Source organism: Comamonas testosteroni (genome assembly GCF_030505195.1).
Classification (GTDB): domain Bacteria; phylum Pseudomonadota; class Gammaproteobacteria; order Burkholderiales; family Burkholderiaceae_C; genus Comamonas; species Comamonas testosteroni_G.
Genome location: NZ_CP129672.1, coordinates 1896439 through 1910575, shown reverse-complemented (window position 1 = coordinate 1910575; position 14137 = coordinate 1896439). Strand labels below are relative to the sequence as shown.

Genomic DNA, 14137 nt, shown 5'->3' with positions numbered 1-14137 from the left:
CCATTCATAAGAAGAACTTGCAGGAAGCAATGATGATTTGTATTGAGTGTGTTACGCCGGTACCCCTCAAGAAGCTGTTCGATGCACATGGGCAGGAAGGTGACTGCAAGTATTGCCGCCAACGTGGGAGGGCAATTGAGTCCCAGCGGCTATTTGAGTATGTCTATGAGCGAGTTAGGGAGAATATCGCAGTCAAGGATGATCTCTCTGATTATGAGCTCGGCATGTTGTACGGAGCTAGGGTCGAACTATTCCCTATCGCGGAAATCGGCATCGTCCTCTCGGAGTGGCTTGATCTTGGAGATGATCCATATTTCGATGACTTGTGTAATGGAGTTCCCGACGAATTCAGGGTGGATGATGCGGGCGATCCTACGCACTTCTATGGCGAAGACGACGCGATGGAGGTGAACCTCTACGAGGCTCGTTGGGAGAAGTTCGTTGAGGGCGTGCAGTACACGCACCGCTTCTTCAACGGGAAAGCCAAAGACTTCCTCGACTTGGTTTTCTCTTTCTTGGTCGCCGATGACGAAGGCCTCAAACCTGAAGCCATCCGGATCATGACCAATGGAAATTTGATGTACCGTGCGCGTCTTGCCAAAGGCTTGGGCGAAGCGGAGAAGATAGTCAAAAACCCCGCTGGCGAGTTCGGCCCCACGCCGAAGTTTCTGGCGAGCAGTCAAAGAATGACGCCGAATGGCATTTCTGCCCTCTATTGCGCGCTGGAACGAGAGACCTGCTTGAGCGAAATCCGCTCCATTACCGGCGATCATGTAGTGAGCGCGGCACTGACTCCGGTCGCTGAGCTAAAGCTGCTTGACCTCACAGCGCTGGACCGGGTTGCCCCCCCAGATCTGTCGCTCCTGGACGTGGGATGTCGTGAAGCGCTGCACCTCAAAGTATTCCTAGGCTCACTGGTCAAAAAGATGTCCAGGCCAAAAGCTCGAAATGATGAGCTGAGTTATCTTTCCACCCAGGTGGTGTTCGAGTACCTTCGGATGCGCTTCGGTCGGCAGGTCGACGGCCTAGTTTTCCCGTCCGTGCAGACGGGCGAGGCGGGTACCAACGTCGTCTTGTTCCCCGAGGCCAGCCGACTCGCATACGTTATACCGGCTGGGCCCGATGAAGACAGACTTGTCGATGGGCTCGTACCTGTTGAAGTGGCAGTCGACATGGACAACCCATCCAAGCCGCCCACCAAGGTGATGGTTGTTCACGGCTCTATCCGATATCACCAAGTTACGGCGATTGAGACCAGGGCCCGTGAGTGTCGTCATATCTACGACATGTTCATGAGCGACGAGTCGCGTAGGCGCCTGAACTTAATCTAGGTAACTTGCAGGGCACTGGCAACGTAGCCAGTGCTCCCGTGTACCTCACTCTCACGATGGCCAACAAGTTTGTTCAGCGACTCCTGCACCGTCGCCATAGCGATGGACCGTTGAGCCTATCAAAGTGAAGGTGTCAATCTCAAGTCTCCTCGCAACCCAAGCCGGCTGCTGCTAGCCAAGTCAACATTGCGATGTCGGCATCCATCATGATCGCTCTCCCTCATGAGTTGGCCGGCTTGTTTGATCTGTCCACTGGCAGAGATCGACCCAAAGCCGACATTGGCATGGCTTGTTTGGCTGTCTGCTGTGAAGTATGTTTTAGATGCCCATCGCCATGACCCAGCCAGACAGCCCGGCCAGCAGAACCACTAGTGCTGGCGGAACCCGCCCCACAGTCAATAGTCCGAATGACAGCAATGCCAGCCCAAAATCCGCCTTGCTATGGATGGCACTCGTCCACACCGGGTCATAAAGTGCGGATACCAGAATGCCGACCACGCCGGCGTTGATACCTGCCATGGCTGTTTGAATGCCAGCGCGATGACGCAGCCCTTCCCAGAATGGCAACGCTCCTATCAGCATGAAAAAGGCGGGGAGAAAGATAGTGGCCAGCAGCGCTAGACCACCAACCCAGCCGTGCAGCGGGCCCTGGGCGACTGCACCAAGGTAGGCCGAGAACGTGAAAAGTGGTCCTGGCACGGCCTGCGCTGCACCGTAGCCAGCCAAGAAGTCGGCATTGCTCACAATGCCGCTCGGCACCACGGCAGCTTGCAGCAGTGGCAAGACAACGTGTCCACCGCCGAAGACCAGCGCGCCGGAACGATATACCCCTTCAAGCAGAGCTATCGTGGACGAGCCCGTGACTGCTGCCCACAATGGCAATCCGACGAGCGGTGCAGCAAACAACAGCAGTGCAACAATGCCTAGCTTGCGCGAAACCGGGTAGCTATGTGCCTGACCACCGCCAGGTTGAGCTATCTTTAATTGCCACCACCCCAGCAACCCCGCCACCGCGATGGCGGCAACCTGTCCCAGCGCCGAGGGCAAGATCATGGTCAGCAGTGCTGCCAGAATTGCGAGTGCAGCACGGGGTCGATCCGGACACAGTGACTTAGCCATACCCCATACAGCCTGTGCCACGATGGCCACGGCGACAACCTTGAGTCCATGTACCCAGCCAGACTGAGCCAGACCCTGGTATTCGGCGATGCCGAAGGCAAACAGGATCAATGCAATAGCAGACGGTAAAGTAAATCCCGCCCAGGCTGCCAGCAATCCAGACCAGCCTGCGCGGCCTAGCCCCAGTGCCATGCCGACTTGGCTGCTGGCCGGTCCCGGTAGGAACTGGCACAGGGCTACCAGGTCGGAGTAACTGCGGTCATCCAGCCAGCGGCGGCGCTCGACAAACTCCGATCGAAAATAGCCTAGGTGAGCGATGGGTCCACCAAAGGAGGTCAGGCCCAGTTTGAGAAAGGCGCCAAAGACTTCGGCAGTCGTACCCCGCGCGGGAGTGGTTTCGTGCGACAAGCTGTTGGTGGAATCGGTCATTTGTGCATTGCCTCCCCGGCGAACTCCCGGATGCGCTCCTTAGCCAGCGCCAAGCCTGCTTTGCCCTTGGTCGTGATCGTGTAGAGCTTGCACACCGTGCGCCCTTCGCGCTCCTGCCGCGAGACAAGGTAGCCGTCCCGCTCCATCTTGTGCAGCATCGGGTAGAGCGTTCCAGGAGACAGGCGGTAGCCGTGATGAGCCAGCTCGTCGATCATCCATTGCCCATAAATTTCCTGTTCGGCAGCATGGTGCAGCACATGCAGGCGAATAAACCCAGACAGAAGGTCGTGGTGCTCTAGTGTGCTTGGTGTTGGTTTATCTGTCATATCGAATTTCGATATCGAAATTCGATGATAACTCTTGCATGAGCACTTAGTGTGTTTAGCCGATGCCCCTTCTCCCGATAGATCACGCTAGCTCTAAGGTCTGCGTTCTAAGGCAGGCAGTTGGAGCTGGATCGGTCGGATGTAACTAGGACAGTAAGGCAGGGTCTTCTGCCCAGGGGCCCTACCTTCAAAGACTGCTAATGTCCAAACAGCGACTGTCGTTGTTCGATCCGAAGCGGCTGCTCAAATTGCATCTCTGCATGTTGGCTATTCAGCGACCACTGTATTTCGCCGAGGTCATGTCATAGTTCTATCAAATGATGATCTAGGCGAACTGCTTGGGGGGGGGGCGTATGAGCTATATATGTGCTGATTGTGTTGGGGAGCCACATCTACAGTGTCTGGTACAAGACGCTGCAACGTCTGAAAATTCTTGCGAGTTCTGCGATGTCGATGCACCGGCAGCAGACCTATGGGTGGTAGCTGAACTGTGCGAAAAAGTGATCGATACGTTTTTCGAGGAATCCAGCAACACGATGGCGGTGATTCATTTCGGGCGAACTCCTGCCGGCAGCGACTTGCAGACAACGATTTCGGAGCTGACTGGCATACCGCAGGATGCAGTCGAAGTTGTGGTGGAGCACCTGAGCGAGCTTTGGTACGACGAGGGGTCAGGACAGTCTCGCTATGGCGACGACGATCCTTGGTTCGTCCTCAAGCCATCAATGGCCGAGCCACTCGGTTTCTCTTGGCGCGAGATGGAAGACAGCCTGCGTAGTGAGGTGCGCTACTTCAACCCCAAGGCGCTGGCATTGCTCGACATGATCTTTGGCGAGATCACCAATGATCAAGACCAGGAGGGGCGTTCGGTTGTCCTTGAAGCTGGTCCCGGCACTTCATTGAAGACGCTCTACCGGGGCAGAGTGTTCCAAACCGAGGATGCGTTGATTGCCGCGCTACGTTGGCCAGAGCGTTTTCTAGGTTCGCCGGCGGTAGGTGTCGGAGCTGCAGGACGAATGAATGGGCAGGGTCAACCTGCTTTCTACGGAGCCACCCATCCTGAGATCTGTATTGCCGAGGTGAGACCGCCTGTGGGGAGCTTGATCGCATTGGCCGCGTTTGATGTGATTCGGCCGCTGCGCCTATTGGATCTGCGGCGACTGGCTACCGTTGAGCTGCGCCCGAATGCCAGTTTGTTTGATCCAGATACCCTCTTAGCGGCGCAGCGTCGCGATTTCCTGAGGACATTGGGTGACCGCTTATCAGCGCCCGTGGTTCCTGAACAACAGGATCGGGACTACCTTGTCACACAGGCCGTTGCGGACTATCTGGCTGCCCATGCGACGTTGAATGTAGACGGCATCATCTATCCATCTGCACAAAGTCGCATTCCAGGTGAGCTCCCCGCTGGCGATAACGTCGTCTTGTTCCGCAAAGCGTGTGATGTGAGCAACTCTGATGGAGACGGCAACACTGCCGAGATCTCTCTGTGGGAATACGAGGAGGACGGGCCGGGCCGCAGGTTCCGTCCTTCCATACATTTCATCAGCCGGGCCGCGATGTGGCCTAGTCAGCGTGAAGTGCAACCGGCGCTGTCGCTGGTGCAGGACTCGATTGTCATTCACGACATATCAGCTGTGCGCTATTTCAGTAAGCCTCATACAGTGGACGGTGTTGCCTCTATCAATGATCGCCACTACGGTTCCTGAGCTACCGTTCGGCGGCATCAAGCGATCTGGCTACGGCCGTGAGCTTGGGGAATCAGGACTCTAGTAAAATAAATATCAGAAGGCATTTATTCGATGATTTTATTTGCAATTCCAAATGGAATATGAACCATCGGTATGTCTCCTGCCTCAGATTCAAGGTGACTTTTCTGGTCATCGAAGAACATATGTGGCTTTAGCCGAGCAAGAATTCGATCTTTTTTCATTCCACCTAAGAAGAAGGTCTCATTTGCGCTGACTCCCCAATCTTCCAGCGTGGTAATAACACGTTCATGGGATGGCGCATTTCTTGCGGTAATTATGGCGGTCCGAATGATGCGTTTGTAATCTCGATTCTTCTCCTGCTCTTTGTCTTCAAGTTTTTGCATGAATGAGAGCTTTTGAAATAAGTCGGCCAGAGGGCCTGGCTTGTGAGGAATGTGTGCGTTTGCAACTTCATAGTCGCGAAACGCTGAAAGATCCTTGCCTTTGAAAACCGCTTCAGATTCGTCATCGGCGATCACGCCATCAAAGTCGAATGCGATGCGAAGCTCGTCCTCGGATTCGTCATCGATGACTGTACTCGGTAAAACAATGCCAGCTGGGTACTTACTGCTAATGGCATTTTTTACGTCTTCCTCATTAGCAGATAGAAACAATGACGCGTTGAAGGCTGGGATGTATTCGTAGGGTGATTTCCCCTCCATAAACGCAGCTCGTGAGATATCTAAGCCGTAGTGAGAAATGGATCGAAAAACTCTTTTTCCGGTGGCTGCAGAATTTCTAGACAAGAGAACCACCTCGACAGGTGATTGCTTCGGGAAGCGCTTGTTGATATTCAAAAAGCGCCGAACAAATGGAAATGCAACCCCTTTCCCGAGAAATTTGTCCAGGTTGGCTTCCTGAAATTCTTTGTAGGCTTTAGGGCCTTTTTCGACAAAGACCGCATGTGACTCTGAAAGGTCGAAAAGAGCACTGGACGAGACGGCAACAACTAGCTTTTTTTCAATTGGATATGCCATTTTATACCTTTTACATTGAAATCTCAGTCAGGCTTTTTTGGACGTATCGGGACAACTTTCAATGTCTTTTGCTGCGAAAGCTGTTGACGTAGTTGCTCGTTCTCCAAAAGAACTTCTTTGAGCCTGGCTTCCGCGTACTGAAGATCAGTTTCGCTAATGCGGTGAGTCTCAAGTAAGTCCTCATATAGCTTCTTCCATTCCTGGATTCGGGTCCCCAGTTCTTTGCGGACCCGACCTTGACCAACGACCGCACCTTGCTTCAATGTCTCAAGCCATGTCTTTACTTCCTTGCCGAGCTCTAGATAGCGCGGCTTGTGAAAAGTAAGGGGATGTATTTCTGCGCGTCGTGCGACCTCCGCCATCGAAACTGCGCCCTTGTTATGGGGGTAGATGCCTTCGTTGGCGGCCATCTCCTGTTGGATGGCTTGCATTACGTGGCGAACTCTTTCATGAGACTGTGCGGCCTGTGAGTCATAACGTGCCAGCGCTGCTGAGCGCATGCGCTCAATAGCATCGACAGAGTGGGTTCGCTTTGGCTTTGATGTTTTCTTCATTCGACCACTTTGTCCAATTCGTCGGCGAACAACTCCCGCACGGTCTCGTTGAGCATCCACTTCGCCTGCAGGTCAGAAAAACGCGGGACATGGGCGCGTACCTGTGCGGCCCAGTGAGCGGCAGTCAGGCTTTCCTCATTGGCAATTGCAGCTTCATAAGCTGCTACTGCGTCTTGAATCGAACCTTCAACGTCCTCACGTAGGAAGGCTTCTTCCAGCCGATGGTTACAGCTGATCTGACACTTCGAGGGTTCGGGACGCCCTTTGCTCTTGCTGCAGGGCCCCACTTCACCAGGAAATTTGGTGCAGAGCACACCTGTTCTGACTTGCTCCCATGCTTTGCCTTGCAACGTCAGCAACTCGGCCAATTCTCCAACGTCGTTCGCACCCCATTGGGCACCTTGACGGTGTGCTCGATCACGATTCTCTCTGATGACGTTCTGCAGTGATACCGCGGCAAGTCCTCCATAGCCGCCTAAGTCGGCACTTTCTGTTCCCTTAGAAGCCAAGTCCGCCTCGACCATACGTTCGACCACCTCCTTAGCACGCATTACGCGCAACTCACGTGCCACTGTCTCGATTTCGGCACGAAGATTTTTGTCGGAGAGGATGTAGTACAGCGTCATTTCGATGGATTTATGACCAAACACATCCATCAACAACTTCGGAGCTTGTGTCAAGGCTAAAGCCACGAGACGTGCAAGTGTCTTCCTGAATCGATGCGATCGGAGAGGCTGCCCACCGGGCTCAGTACTCAATCCGATCGCATGCGCATATGCTCGCAATGCTGAATTGATTTCGAAGGACGAATTCGCCGGGTCACTAGTGTTCCCTGCATTTAATTGTCCCCAGAGATGCGTGCCTGAGCTAACGGCGTCTATATCGGTATCCCGCTGCACTTTGAAATAAGCGATCCGCATAGCAGTCTCAATGAGCAGTGCCTGCTGAGCGAGTGCCTCGACTGCTGCCTCTGGTAATTGCCAGTCCCTCCACTCGCCGCCGTGTCGTTCCACGAGCTTGTAGGTTTTACCGTTTGCGTAGCGTCTCCCGTCAACTGAACGTACGACGCAATCCCTTTGTAGTCCTAGTACCTCAGATTGGCGGGCTCCCATACTGAGGCTGACTATAAAATAGTGTGCCATTTGCACGAGCCCGAGCAATCCCATCACGTCTGAAAGACTTTTTGGTGGCCAGTACGCCTCTGTTTCAACATTACGACCATTTACTGATTTAGTTTCACTGCGCAGCTTGTGTCGACGCAGCGAGAAGGGAAGTGCGTAAAATTCTTGGCCTTCTTGGTCGAGCCAACGAAAGGTAGAGAGTAGCTTTCGCACCTTTCTAGCACAGCTGCTGACTATATTTTTTTGGGGCTTTCCATTGCTGCCTTTTTCCGAGTAAAGGTCAGCTATTGCCTTTCCAATGTCAAGCAGGTTCGGGAGAAGCACGCGCATGAGCCAAAGACTGTGACGACCCATTTCTGAAACATACTCGTCAGGTAGGGGTTGATGACTAACGACCTTTCGCGGCTCTACTGTGTAGCGAAGGCCTCCGGTCATCGCAATCGTGCTAGTTTCCGTCTGTATGCTGGGTGCATCCGTCCACAGTCCTCGATCCACGAGCTCCTTCATACGCAGCCACTCTGCCAGCACTTGCCTTTTTTGACTCTCTGAAAGTGCAGATAGATCATCCGTACGCAGCGATCGGAAAGAGATGCTGTCGGCTGTTGGTTGTCCTTTCGTATCAAAGGACGATGCAATTGCTAGCGCGAAAATAATTGGCGCTATGCTATAGCCAATATAGATGATCGAATTTGGGTCAAGTGTGCGCTGGGCTCCCTTTTTTCCGCGGCCCACCGGGCCAATACGCAAAAGCACCAAATAACGTGTTATTTTGAGCACAGCCTCGTCTAAGTACTTCGCGATTGAATGATGAACGCGATGACTCGTCAGATCTTCATCGCTCGCTAGGCGTTGAAGATGTGCAGGCAAGAAATGGACGATACGTCGACGTATGTCGATTGACAAAAACGCAGAGCTCTTTTTTGACGAAGGAACCCATGCATCAGCAGTTACCCATCTGCCTAATGTATCGCCGTGCTGCAAGATCCGTTGCAATGCGATGAGTTGAGCGGCATCGGCGTGTTGAATGGAGTGGACCGGCATGAGCAGTAAACCACGATTGCGGGTTGCCTCTATCTCGTAATCTCTCCCGAATATTTCGGAAGGATCGGTATTGAGTTCCAATTTAACTAAGTTATTCATTGATTATTCTCTTGCGAGTTTTAATCAAACTCAATGACTCGGTGTGCTCCGCTTTCAATGCGTCGCTCCCATTCCTCAAGCAATTGCGTAGATTCTTGAGCGTCGAAGGCAATTAGTGCAAGCTCTGTATTGTCCAACTCCTTTAAAAATGAAGATTCTTGGAACGCAGTTACGCTCATTCTCGATCGCAGATACCGCAGCTCAGCTAACCTCTTGCAAAGGCCGGGAAGGCTATCGGGAAGGAGGACGGCATTCTCTAGGCAGAGTGTGCAACGTTGGACATGGCACATTGCTTTCCCGTCAGCGACGAAGTCGGGGGCGATGTGACGTGGAGGGTTTGTGGGGTCTGTGCAGGCAATACCAACCCGGCTTCGCATCAGCGTTCGGTAATCCTGTAAACGCTTACGGTGCTCTGGAGTTATGCTGCCGTAGCGTGACCGCTGAGCAATAATTGTAGGGTCAACTCTTTGATGGGTCGCTATTTCGCTCCAAAGGGCTTCGCTGAATGTCCCGAACAGTTTTTGATGTTCATCATTCAGCAATGTATTGTTCAGATAGCCTTGAGTTGATCTAATGCTGCGATGGCCTAGAGCCTTCATCACATAGAGAATTGAACCTCCGCTTGCGTGATATTGTGTTGCTGCATAGGCGTCACGGAAGTCCGATGCTCGAAGCGGTGATAATTGATTTTCTTTAGGTCTATTTAAATTAAGATCTGCGATGAATTTCCCGATAAAAGAAAGGTAACCGATGCCTTTTTTATACACACCCTCCGAGAAATTTTCGTCGGTCAGCCAAAGAATATCATCACCATTTTTTTTTACAAAAATCCAAGGGGATTTTGTTCCCTGCTCTAGAGATGTGATATGTATGCGCATCAATTCAAGTTCGACCGCTGTGTGCGACGTGCTTTTCATTTCTGCCAAACTCGCTTTGTACACATGCAGGTCATTAATCAAAGACTCACGAAGCGACTTCGTTCGGGCTATTAGTGCCTGTATGATGAATCCTGCACTTCCTTGGGACTTTAGCAGCCCTTCGCTGAGTTGTTCGGCCCCACCGGTCCGAGCCTTTGTTCCGCGGAGAATGTATCGCCCTGGGTCTTTTGGATGCTTTTCAATAATTGAAGTCGTGACATCAAGACTTAGTAAGACTGCGGGATTCCAGCCAGTGGTGGCCATACATAAATGAAAAGCAACGCGGATATCGAAGCTGTCAGGATAGCTGCCGCACAGCATATCGCTGTAGTTGAAGCCTTGTTCATAGAAGGTCTGGGCGGAAACCCCCTGCAGTAACGAACTAACTGATGGTCGCGGATCGCCAGTTTTCTCTACAACCGAGTCGAATAACTTGTAATTACGAAGTAGGCGCTGTTGCTCCTTGTGAGTCTCCGGGTCTGCGTCGTGCTCAACTACAGTGCTACATTGTTTTCGTAAATCGTCTGCCAATGACCATCGGTCAAGCACAGAGAACCAGTGGCGTTTAAGTTGTTGACGGATTACGTCGGTTTGCCACTTTGAAGGTAGATGTCGGTTGACAGGTTTCGATGACGGCGCTAGCCAGTACAGTGGTTTTAATCCTAGAGCAATTCGAGTTGTGTTCGCTAATTGAAAGAAATTGACGAACTCCAATCGCCCAATTCCTCTGTCTAAAGCAACTTGGCGATGCAGGTCAGTAATTTGGGAAACTGAAGTAATTGGGTGTGCTGTTCCCTCCGTCATGGCTTCGACTGAATCAAAGATCCGCCACCATGCACGCAGTGAAGCCAAAATCTGGTCCACCGATTTATGTGCTAATGGCATTGCACGGTCGATAATTGCAGGTTTAAGCTGTGCTATCAGTTCAGGTCGGCCGGAAAATGGCTCTTTCCAGCTATCATTGCTTGAAGAAATGCTTTGACCAGTCTTGAAAACATTGAGATCTACTATGCGGGGCTTAGTCTTATGGGTTGTATAAAAGCGAAGCGCCTCTTTTTCATGAGGCAGAGTAGTTGAGCCTTCTACAGGTGAAGGGTGTAGTGTTGTGACACTCTGGCTTAGGTGATCCTTCGTATTCGTGTTCGTACGGATACTCATATCAGTCCTTGCTTATTTAGTGCCTATTGACGGCTCGTCGTCGTCTTCAAGTGAGGCCGGTACCGCGAGCATGTCCATCACCCATCGCAGATACACCATCGTCGTAGCTTCGTTGGCGTGACCTAGTTGCGGTTGGACTTGAAGTCTGATGATGCTCAGGGCAGTGTTCTCAAGCAGTGCTGCCGTAGTCTCATTGCTCAAGTGCGGCGTGTGCTGGTGCTTCTTCAGCTCTCGCCAAAGTACAGAGCATGCCCACCAGTGTCTTCCCTGGTGGGGAGACCAGCCATTGATGGGAGGCAGGGCTCCTGTCCACGCGTTATATAGCTCAGGGCCTTTGAACTGCATCCCATCTGAAGCGCGGAGGAATAAGTGCACAGCGCTCTTTGCAAGCGCAACCCGTGCCGCCCCTTTGACTCGTTTCATGCGCGCCGCAAAAGCTTGGTTCCGGGCATTAGAGCGATAGTGATCCCAGCTTTGAGCAAGGCTCAGGGGGATCAAGATGTCTCGCTCTGGACCAATCTTGTCCCCATTGTCCAGGCCATAGGTTGGACCCTTTGTGCCGTATCGGATAGTGATGCGAACTTGTTGTTGCGCAGGGGGGGCGAGTGGGTTCGCGATGAGCCAGTCTTTGGGGTTCTCGGGCAAGGTGTCGTGGCGGAGGCATACGACTTCTTCGCGTCGCATTGCAGTAAACAAGACCGTTTCGCACATAAGGCCGTAAGTCTGTCCATACTTTTCATGGACGCTTTCAAGCCACGCTTTCACCTGCGCATCTGTTGGCATACACAGAGGACGCGTCGGTCGCCGCACTTTTCCCTTACGTACACGGACGTTAAAACCCAGGTGGCCGATGGAGCTTGTGGCTGAGCCGATTCTCAGCTTTGCAGTGTCGTACGGAATCTTGAAGACTACCCTCTGGCCTGTGTCTGCCATCCAAGTCAAAAAGTCGCACGCTTGTTGAACTCTCAGATTCACAGTGCTTGGTGCGAGGCCGTAACCATCGCGTGACCAGAGGCCTTCAAGCATCTCTTTTTGATAGCGGCCCACTATATGTGTGGCGTAGTCACATGTCTTGAGGTCTACCTTGCGCTTGTCTGCCCACTCTAAGAAATTCGCAAGCCATTGCGCGTAACTGAGCATTGACTTGGCAGTGGGGATGCGCCCGGTCAGGACTTGGTTCCGACTCTCTGGTCCCCAGAGGCCTAAGCCACGCTCAACCAGGTACGCGTTACCTAGCCGGTGGTAGCTGGGGCGCGAGTCCAAGATGAAGGGGAGATGCGCTAGTGCGGGGTACCTCGATGCAAATTCACCGTTAGGCGTGAAGTTCACCGAGTAGCTACGGCTATGTTGCATCAATAAAAGAAGAAGTTCCAATAATTTGAATTATTAGCGATCCTTCCGATGTTGGCAATATATGGCTAGTGTTCTTGATGCATCGACATAACGGAAAACAGCACGGCATCGCCGTCGAAAGCGATGCGCACTTCGCGCGGATGGCTGCTGCTGGCGCGCATGGAGTCGGTGAACACATGGGCTGCCGGGTAGCCCAGCTGCAGTGCCTGGGTCACGTCCTCGGCATTCGCCGACAGAAAAAGCTGGGCCCCCAGCGGGCGCAGATAGCCGAATGGGTCGCGCCCCTGGGTGAATACGCCGCGCTGTATGGAGTGCAGGCCATGGGCCTTGGCCGAGCGGAAGACGCGCATGCCGCTGACGGGGTCGTTGCGCGAGAGCAGCACCACCTCCACATGCTGCTGTCCTTCGGCGTTGAAGGCCAGCAGCTTCTTGACCAGCGAGAAGGCCACGCCGGGCGCGGCAGGCACGTCCAGCCGCTCGCGCTGCAGGCGCAGATAGCTTGCCGGGTCGCTGTCCTCGAAGAGGCGGTTTTCCTCCTCGAAATCGAAAAGGGCTCGCGAGGAGATGGCGACGACGAGCTTGTCGTTCAGGGTCATGGCCATGGCGGTACGGCTTTAAGCGGATGTGCAGACAAGCTCTGATGATACGCAGCCCGCCACGCCCTCACCAGTTGGCTTCGCGCTCGGGCGTGGCACTGATGTGGTGTATGGACAGGTCTGCGCCGTCGAACTCCTGCTCCTGGCTCAGGCGCAGCCCCACGGTTTTCTTGAGCAGGCCGTAGACCAGCAGGCCGCCCAGCGCTGCCCAGGCCACGCCCATCAGCGTGCCTATGAGCTGGGCCAGAGGGTGCACACCGCCAAGCCCGCCCAGCGCCTGCGTGCCGAAGATGCCGGCCGCAATGCCGCCCCAGGCGCCGCACAGACCGTGCAGCGGCCACACGCCCAGCACGTCGTCGATCTTCCATTTGTTCTGCGTCAGCGTGAACATGAATACAAAGATGGCACCGGCGGCAGCCCCCACGACCAGCGCCCCCAGAGGGTGCATCAGATCCGAGCCCGCGCAGACGGCAACCAGGCCGGCCAGCGGGCCGTTGTGCACAAACCCCGGGTCGTTTTTGCCCACCGCCAGGGCGGCCAGAGTGCCGCCCACCATGGCCATCAGCGAGTTCACGGCGACCAGACCGGAGATCTTGTCCAGATTCTGGGCACTCATCACATTGAAGCCGAACCAGCCCACGATCAAAATCCAGGCGCCCAGCGCCAGGAAGGGAATGCTGGAGGGTGGTGTGGCGGCAATCGCTCCGCCCTGGCGGTAGCGGTTGCGGCGCGGGCCCAGCAGCAGCACGGCGCCCAGGGCGATCCAGCCGCCGACGGCGTGGACCACCACGCTGCCGGCAAAGTCGTGGAATTCGGAGCCGGTCAGCGCCTTGATCCAGGCCTGCACGCCGAAATGCTGGTTCCAGACAATGCCCTCGAAGAAGGGGTAGATCAGGCCCACGATCACGGCCGTGGCGATCAACTGGGGCCAGAACTTGGCGCGTTCGGCAATGCCGCCCGAGATGATGGCGGGAATGGCGGCGGCGAAGGTCAGCAGAAAGAAGAACTTGACCAGGCCATAGCCGTTGAGTGCCGCCAGCTGCTCGGCGCCCACGAAAAAGTGCGTGCCGTAGGCCACGCCATAGCCGAGCGCGAAATAGACCACGGTGGAGACCGAGAAGTCGACCAGGATCTTGACCAGGGCATTGACCTGGTTCTTGCGGCGCACGGTGCCCAGCTCCAGAAAGGCGAAACCGGCGTGCATGGCCAGGACCATGACGGCGCCCATCAAAATGAACAGGGCATCTGCGCCCTGTTTTAGTGCTTGCATGAAAACGCTCCAGCTGAAATTTGCTATTTATTGGTGCGAAATTGCGGGAAAAACCCGCAATGCACTAAAAGAAAGCAAGAATTGCGCCAAGCTGG

10 protein-coding genes and 1 pseudogene are annotated in these 14137 nt (G+C 54.0%); 2 read left to right on the top strand and 9 right to left on the bottom strand.

Translation table 11 applies throughout. The annotated features are described in order from the left end of the window. Window positions 1-17 precede the first annotated feature (17 nt). Window positions 18-1331: an RES domain-containing protein gene (locus tag QYQ99_RS08815; RefSeq protein WP_280008335.1), complete on the top strand. Its 1314-nt coding sequence runs from the start codon at window positions 18-20 to the stop codon at window positions 1329-1331. A 318-nt stretch (window positions 1332-1649) separates the two neighbouring features. Here the strand turns inward: QYQ99_RS08815 and chrA are convergent, their stop codons facing one another. Then, window positions 1650-2879 carry a chromate efflux transporter gene (gene chrA / locus QYQ99_RS08810; protein ID WP_280032001.1) on the bottom strand — a complete coding sequence of 410 codons (1230 nt, stop codon included), beginning with the start codon at window positions 2877-2879 and terminating at the stop codon, window positions 1650-1652. Then, the gene (locus QYQ99_RS08805; RefSeq protein ID WP_280007610.1) at window positions 2876-3205 is read right to left on the bottom strand and encodes a PadR family transcriptional regulator; all 330 of its coding nucleotides are present in this window, start codon (window positions 3203-3205) and stop codon (window positions 2876-2878) included. Before QYQ99_RS08805 ends, chrA begins: the two co-directional genes overlap by 4 nt. Window positions 3206-3681: 476 nt before the next feature. Here QYQ99_RS08805 and QYQ99_RS08800 point away from each other — a divergent pair, with 476 nt between their 5' ends. Further along, window positions 3682-4914 (top strand): RES family NAD+ phosphorylase, encoded by a 1233-nt coding sequence (locus QYQ99_RS08800; RefSeq protein ID WP_280007609.1) that lies wholly within the window; start codon window positions 3682-3684, stop codon window positions 4912-4914. An 86-nt stretch (window positions 4915-5000) separates the two neighbouring features. Here QYQ99_RS08800 and QYQ99_RS08795 read toward each other — a convergent pair whose 3' ends face one another. The 7 genes and pseudogenes from QYQ99_RS08795 to QYQ99_RS08765 form a co-directional block, all read right to left on the bottom strand. Continuing rightward, on the bottom strand, window positions 5001-5933 hold the full coding sequence (locus tag QYQ99_RS08795) for a 5'-nucleotidase (protein ID WP_280007608.1): 933 nt from the start codon (window positions 5931-5933) through the stop codon (window positions 5001-5003). A 23-nt stretch (window positions 5934-5956) separates the two neighbouring features. Beyond that, a complete protein-coding gene (locus QYQ99_RS08790) occupies window positions 5957-6487 on the bottom strand; it encodes a hypothetical protein (protein ID WP_280007607.1) in 531 nt (176 codons plus the stop codon). Next, the gene (locus tag QYQ99_RS08785; RefSeq protein ID WP_280007606.1) at window positions 6484-8748 is read right to left on the bottom strand and encodes a hypothetical protein; all 2265 of its coding nucleotides are present in this window, start codon (window positions 8746-8748) and stop codon (window positions 6484-6486) included. The genes QYQ99_RS08790 and QYQ99_RS08785 overlap by 4 nt, the downstream gene beginning before the upstream one ends. A gap of 20 nt (window positions 8749-8768) precedes the next feature. Beyond that, window positions 8769-10823, bottom strand: coding sequence for a hypothetical protein (locus QYQ99_RS08780; RefSeq protein ID WP_280007604.1), 2055 nt, complete (start codon window positions 10821-10823; stop codon window positions 8769-8771). 12 nt (window positions 10824-10835) lie between these two features. Beyond that, a complete protein-coding gene (locus QYQ99_RS08775) occupies window positions 10836-11963 on the bottom strand; it encodes a site-specific integrase (protein ID WP_280007603.1) in 1128 nt (375 codons plus the stop codon). A 305-nt stretch (window positions 11964-12268) separates the two neighbouring features. After that, a pseudogene (locus QYQ99_RS08770) lies at window positions 12269-12778 on the bottom strand (5'-nucleotidase); the annotation flags it as partial. A gap of 61 nt (window positions 12779-12839) precedes the next feature. After that, the gene (locus QYQ99_RS08765) at window positions 12840-14042 is read right to left on the bottom strand and encodes an ammonium transporter (RefSeq protein ID WP_302092297.1); all 1203 of its coding nucleotides are present in this window, start codon (window positions 14040-14042) and stop codon (window positions 12840-12842) included. Window positions 14043-14137 lie beyond the last annotated feature (95 nt).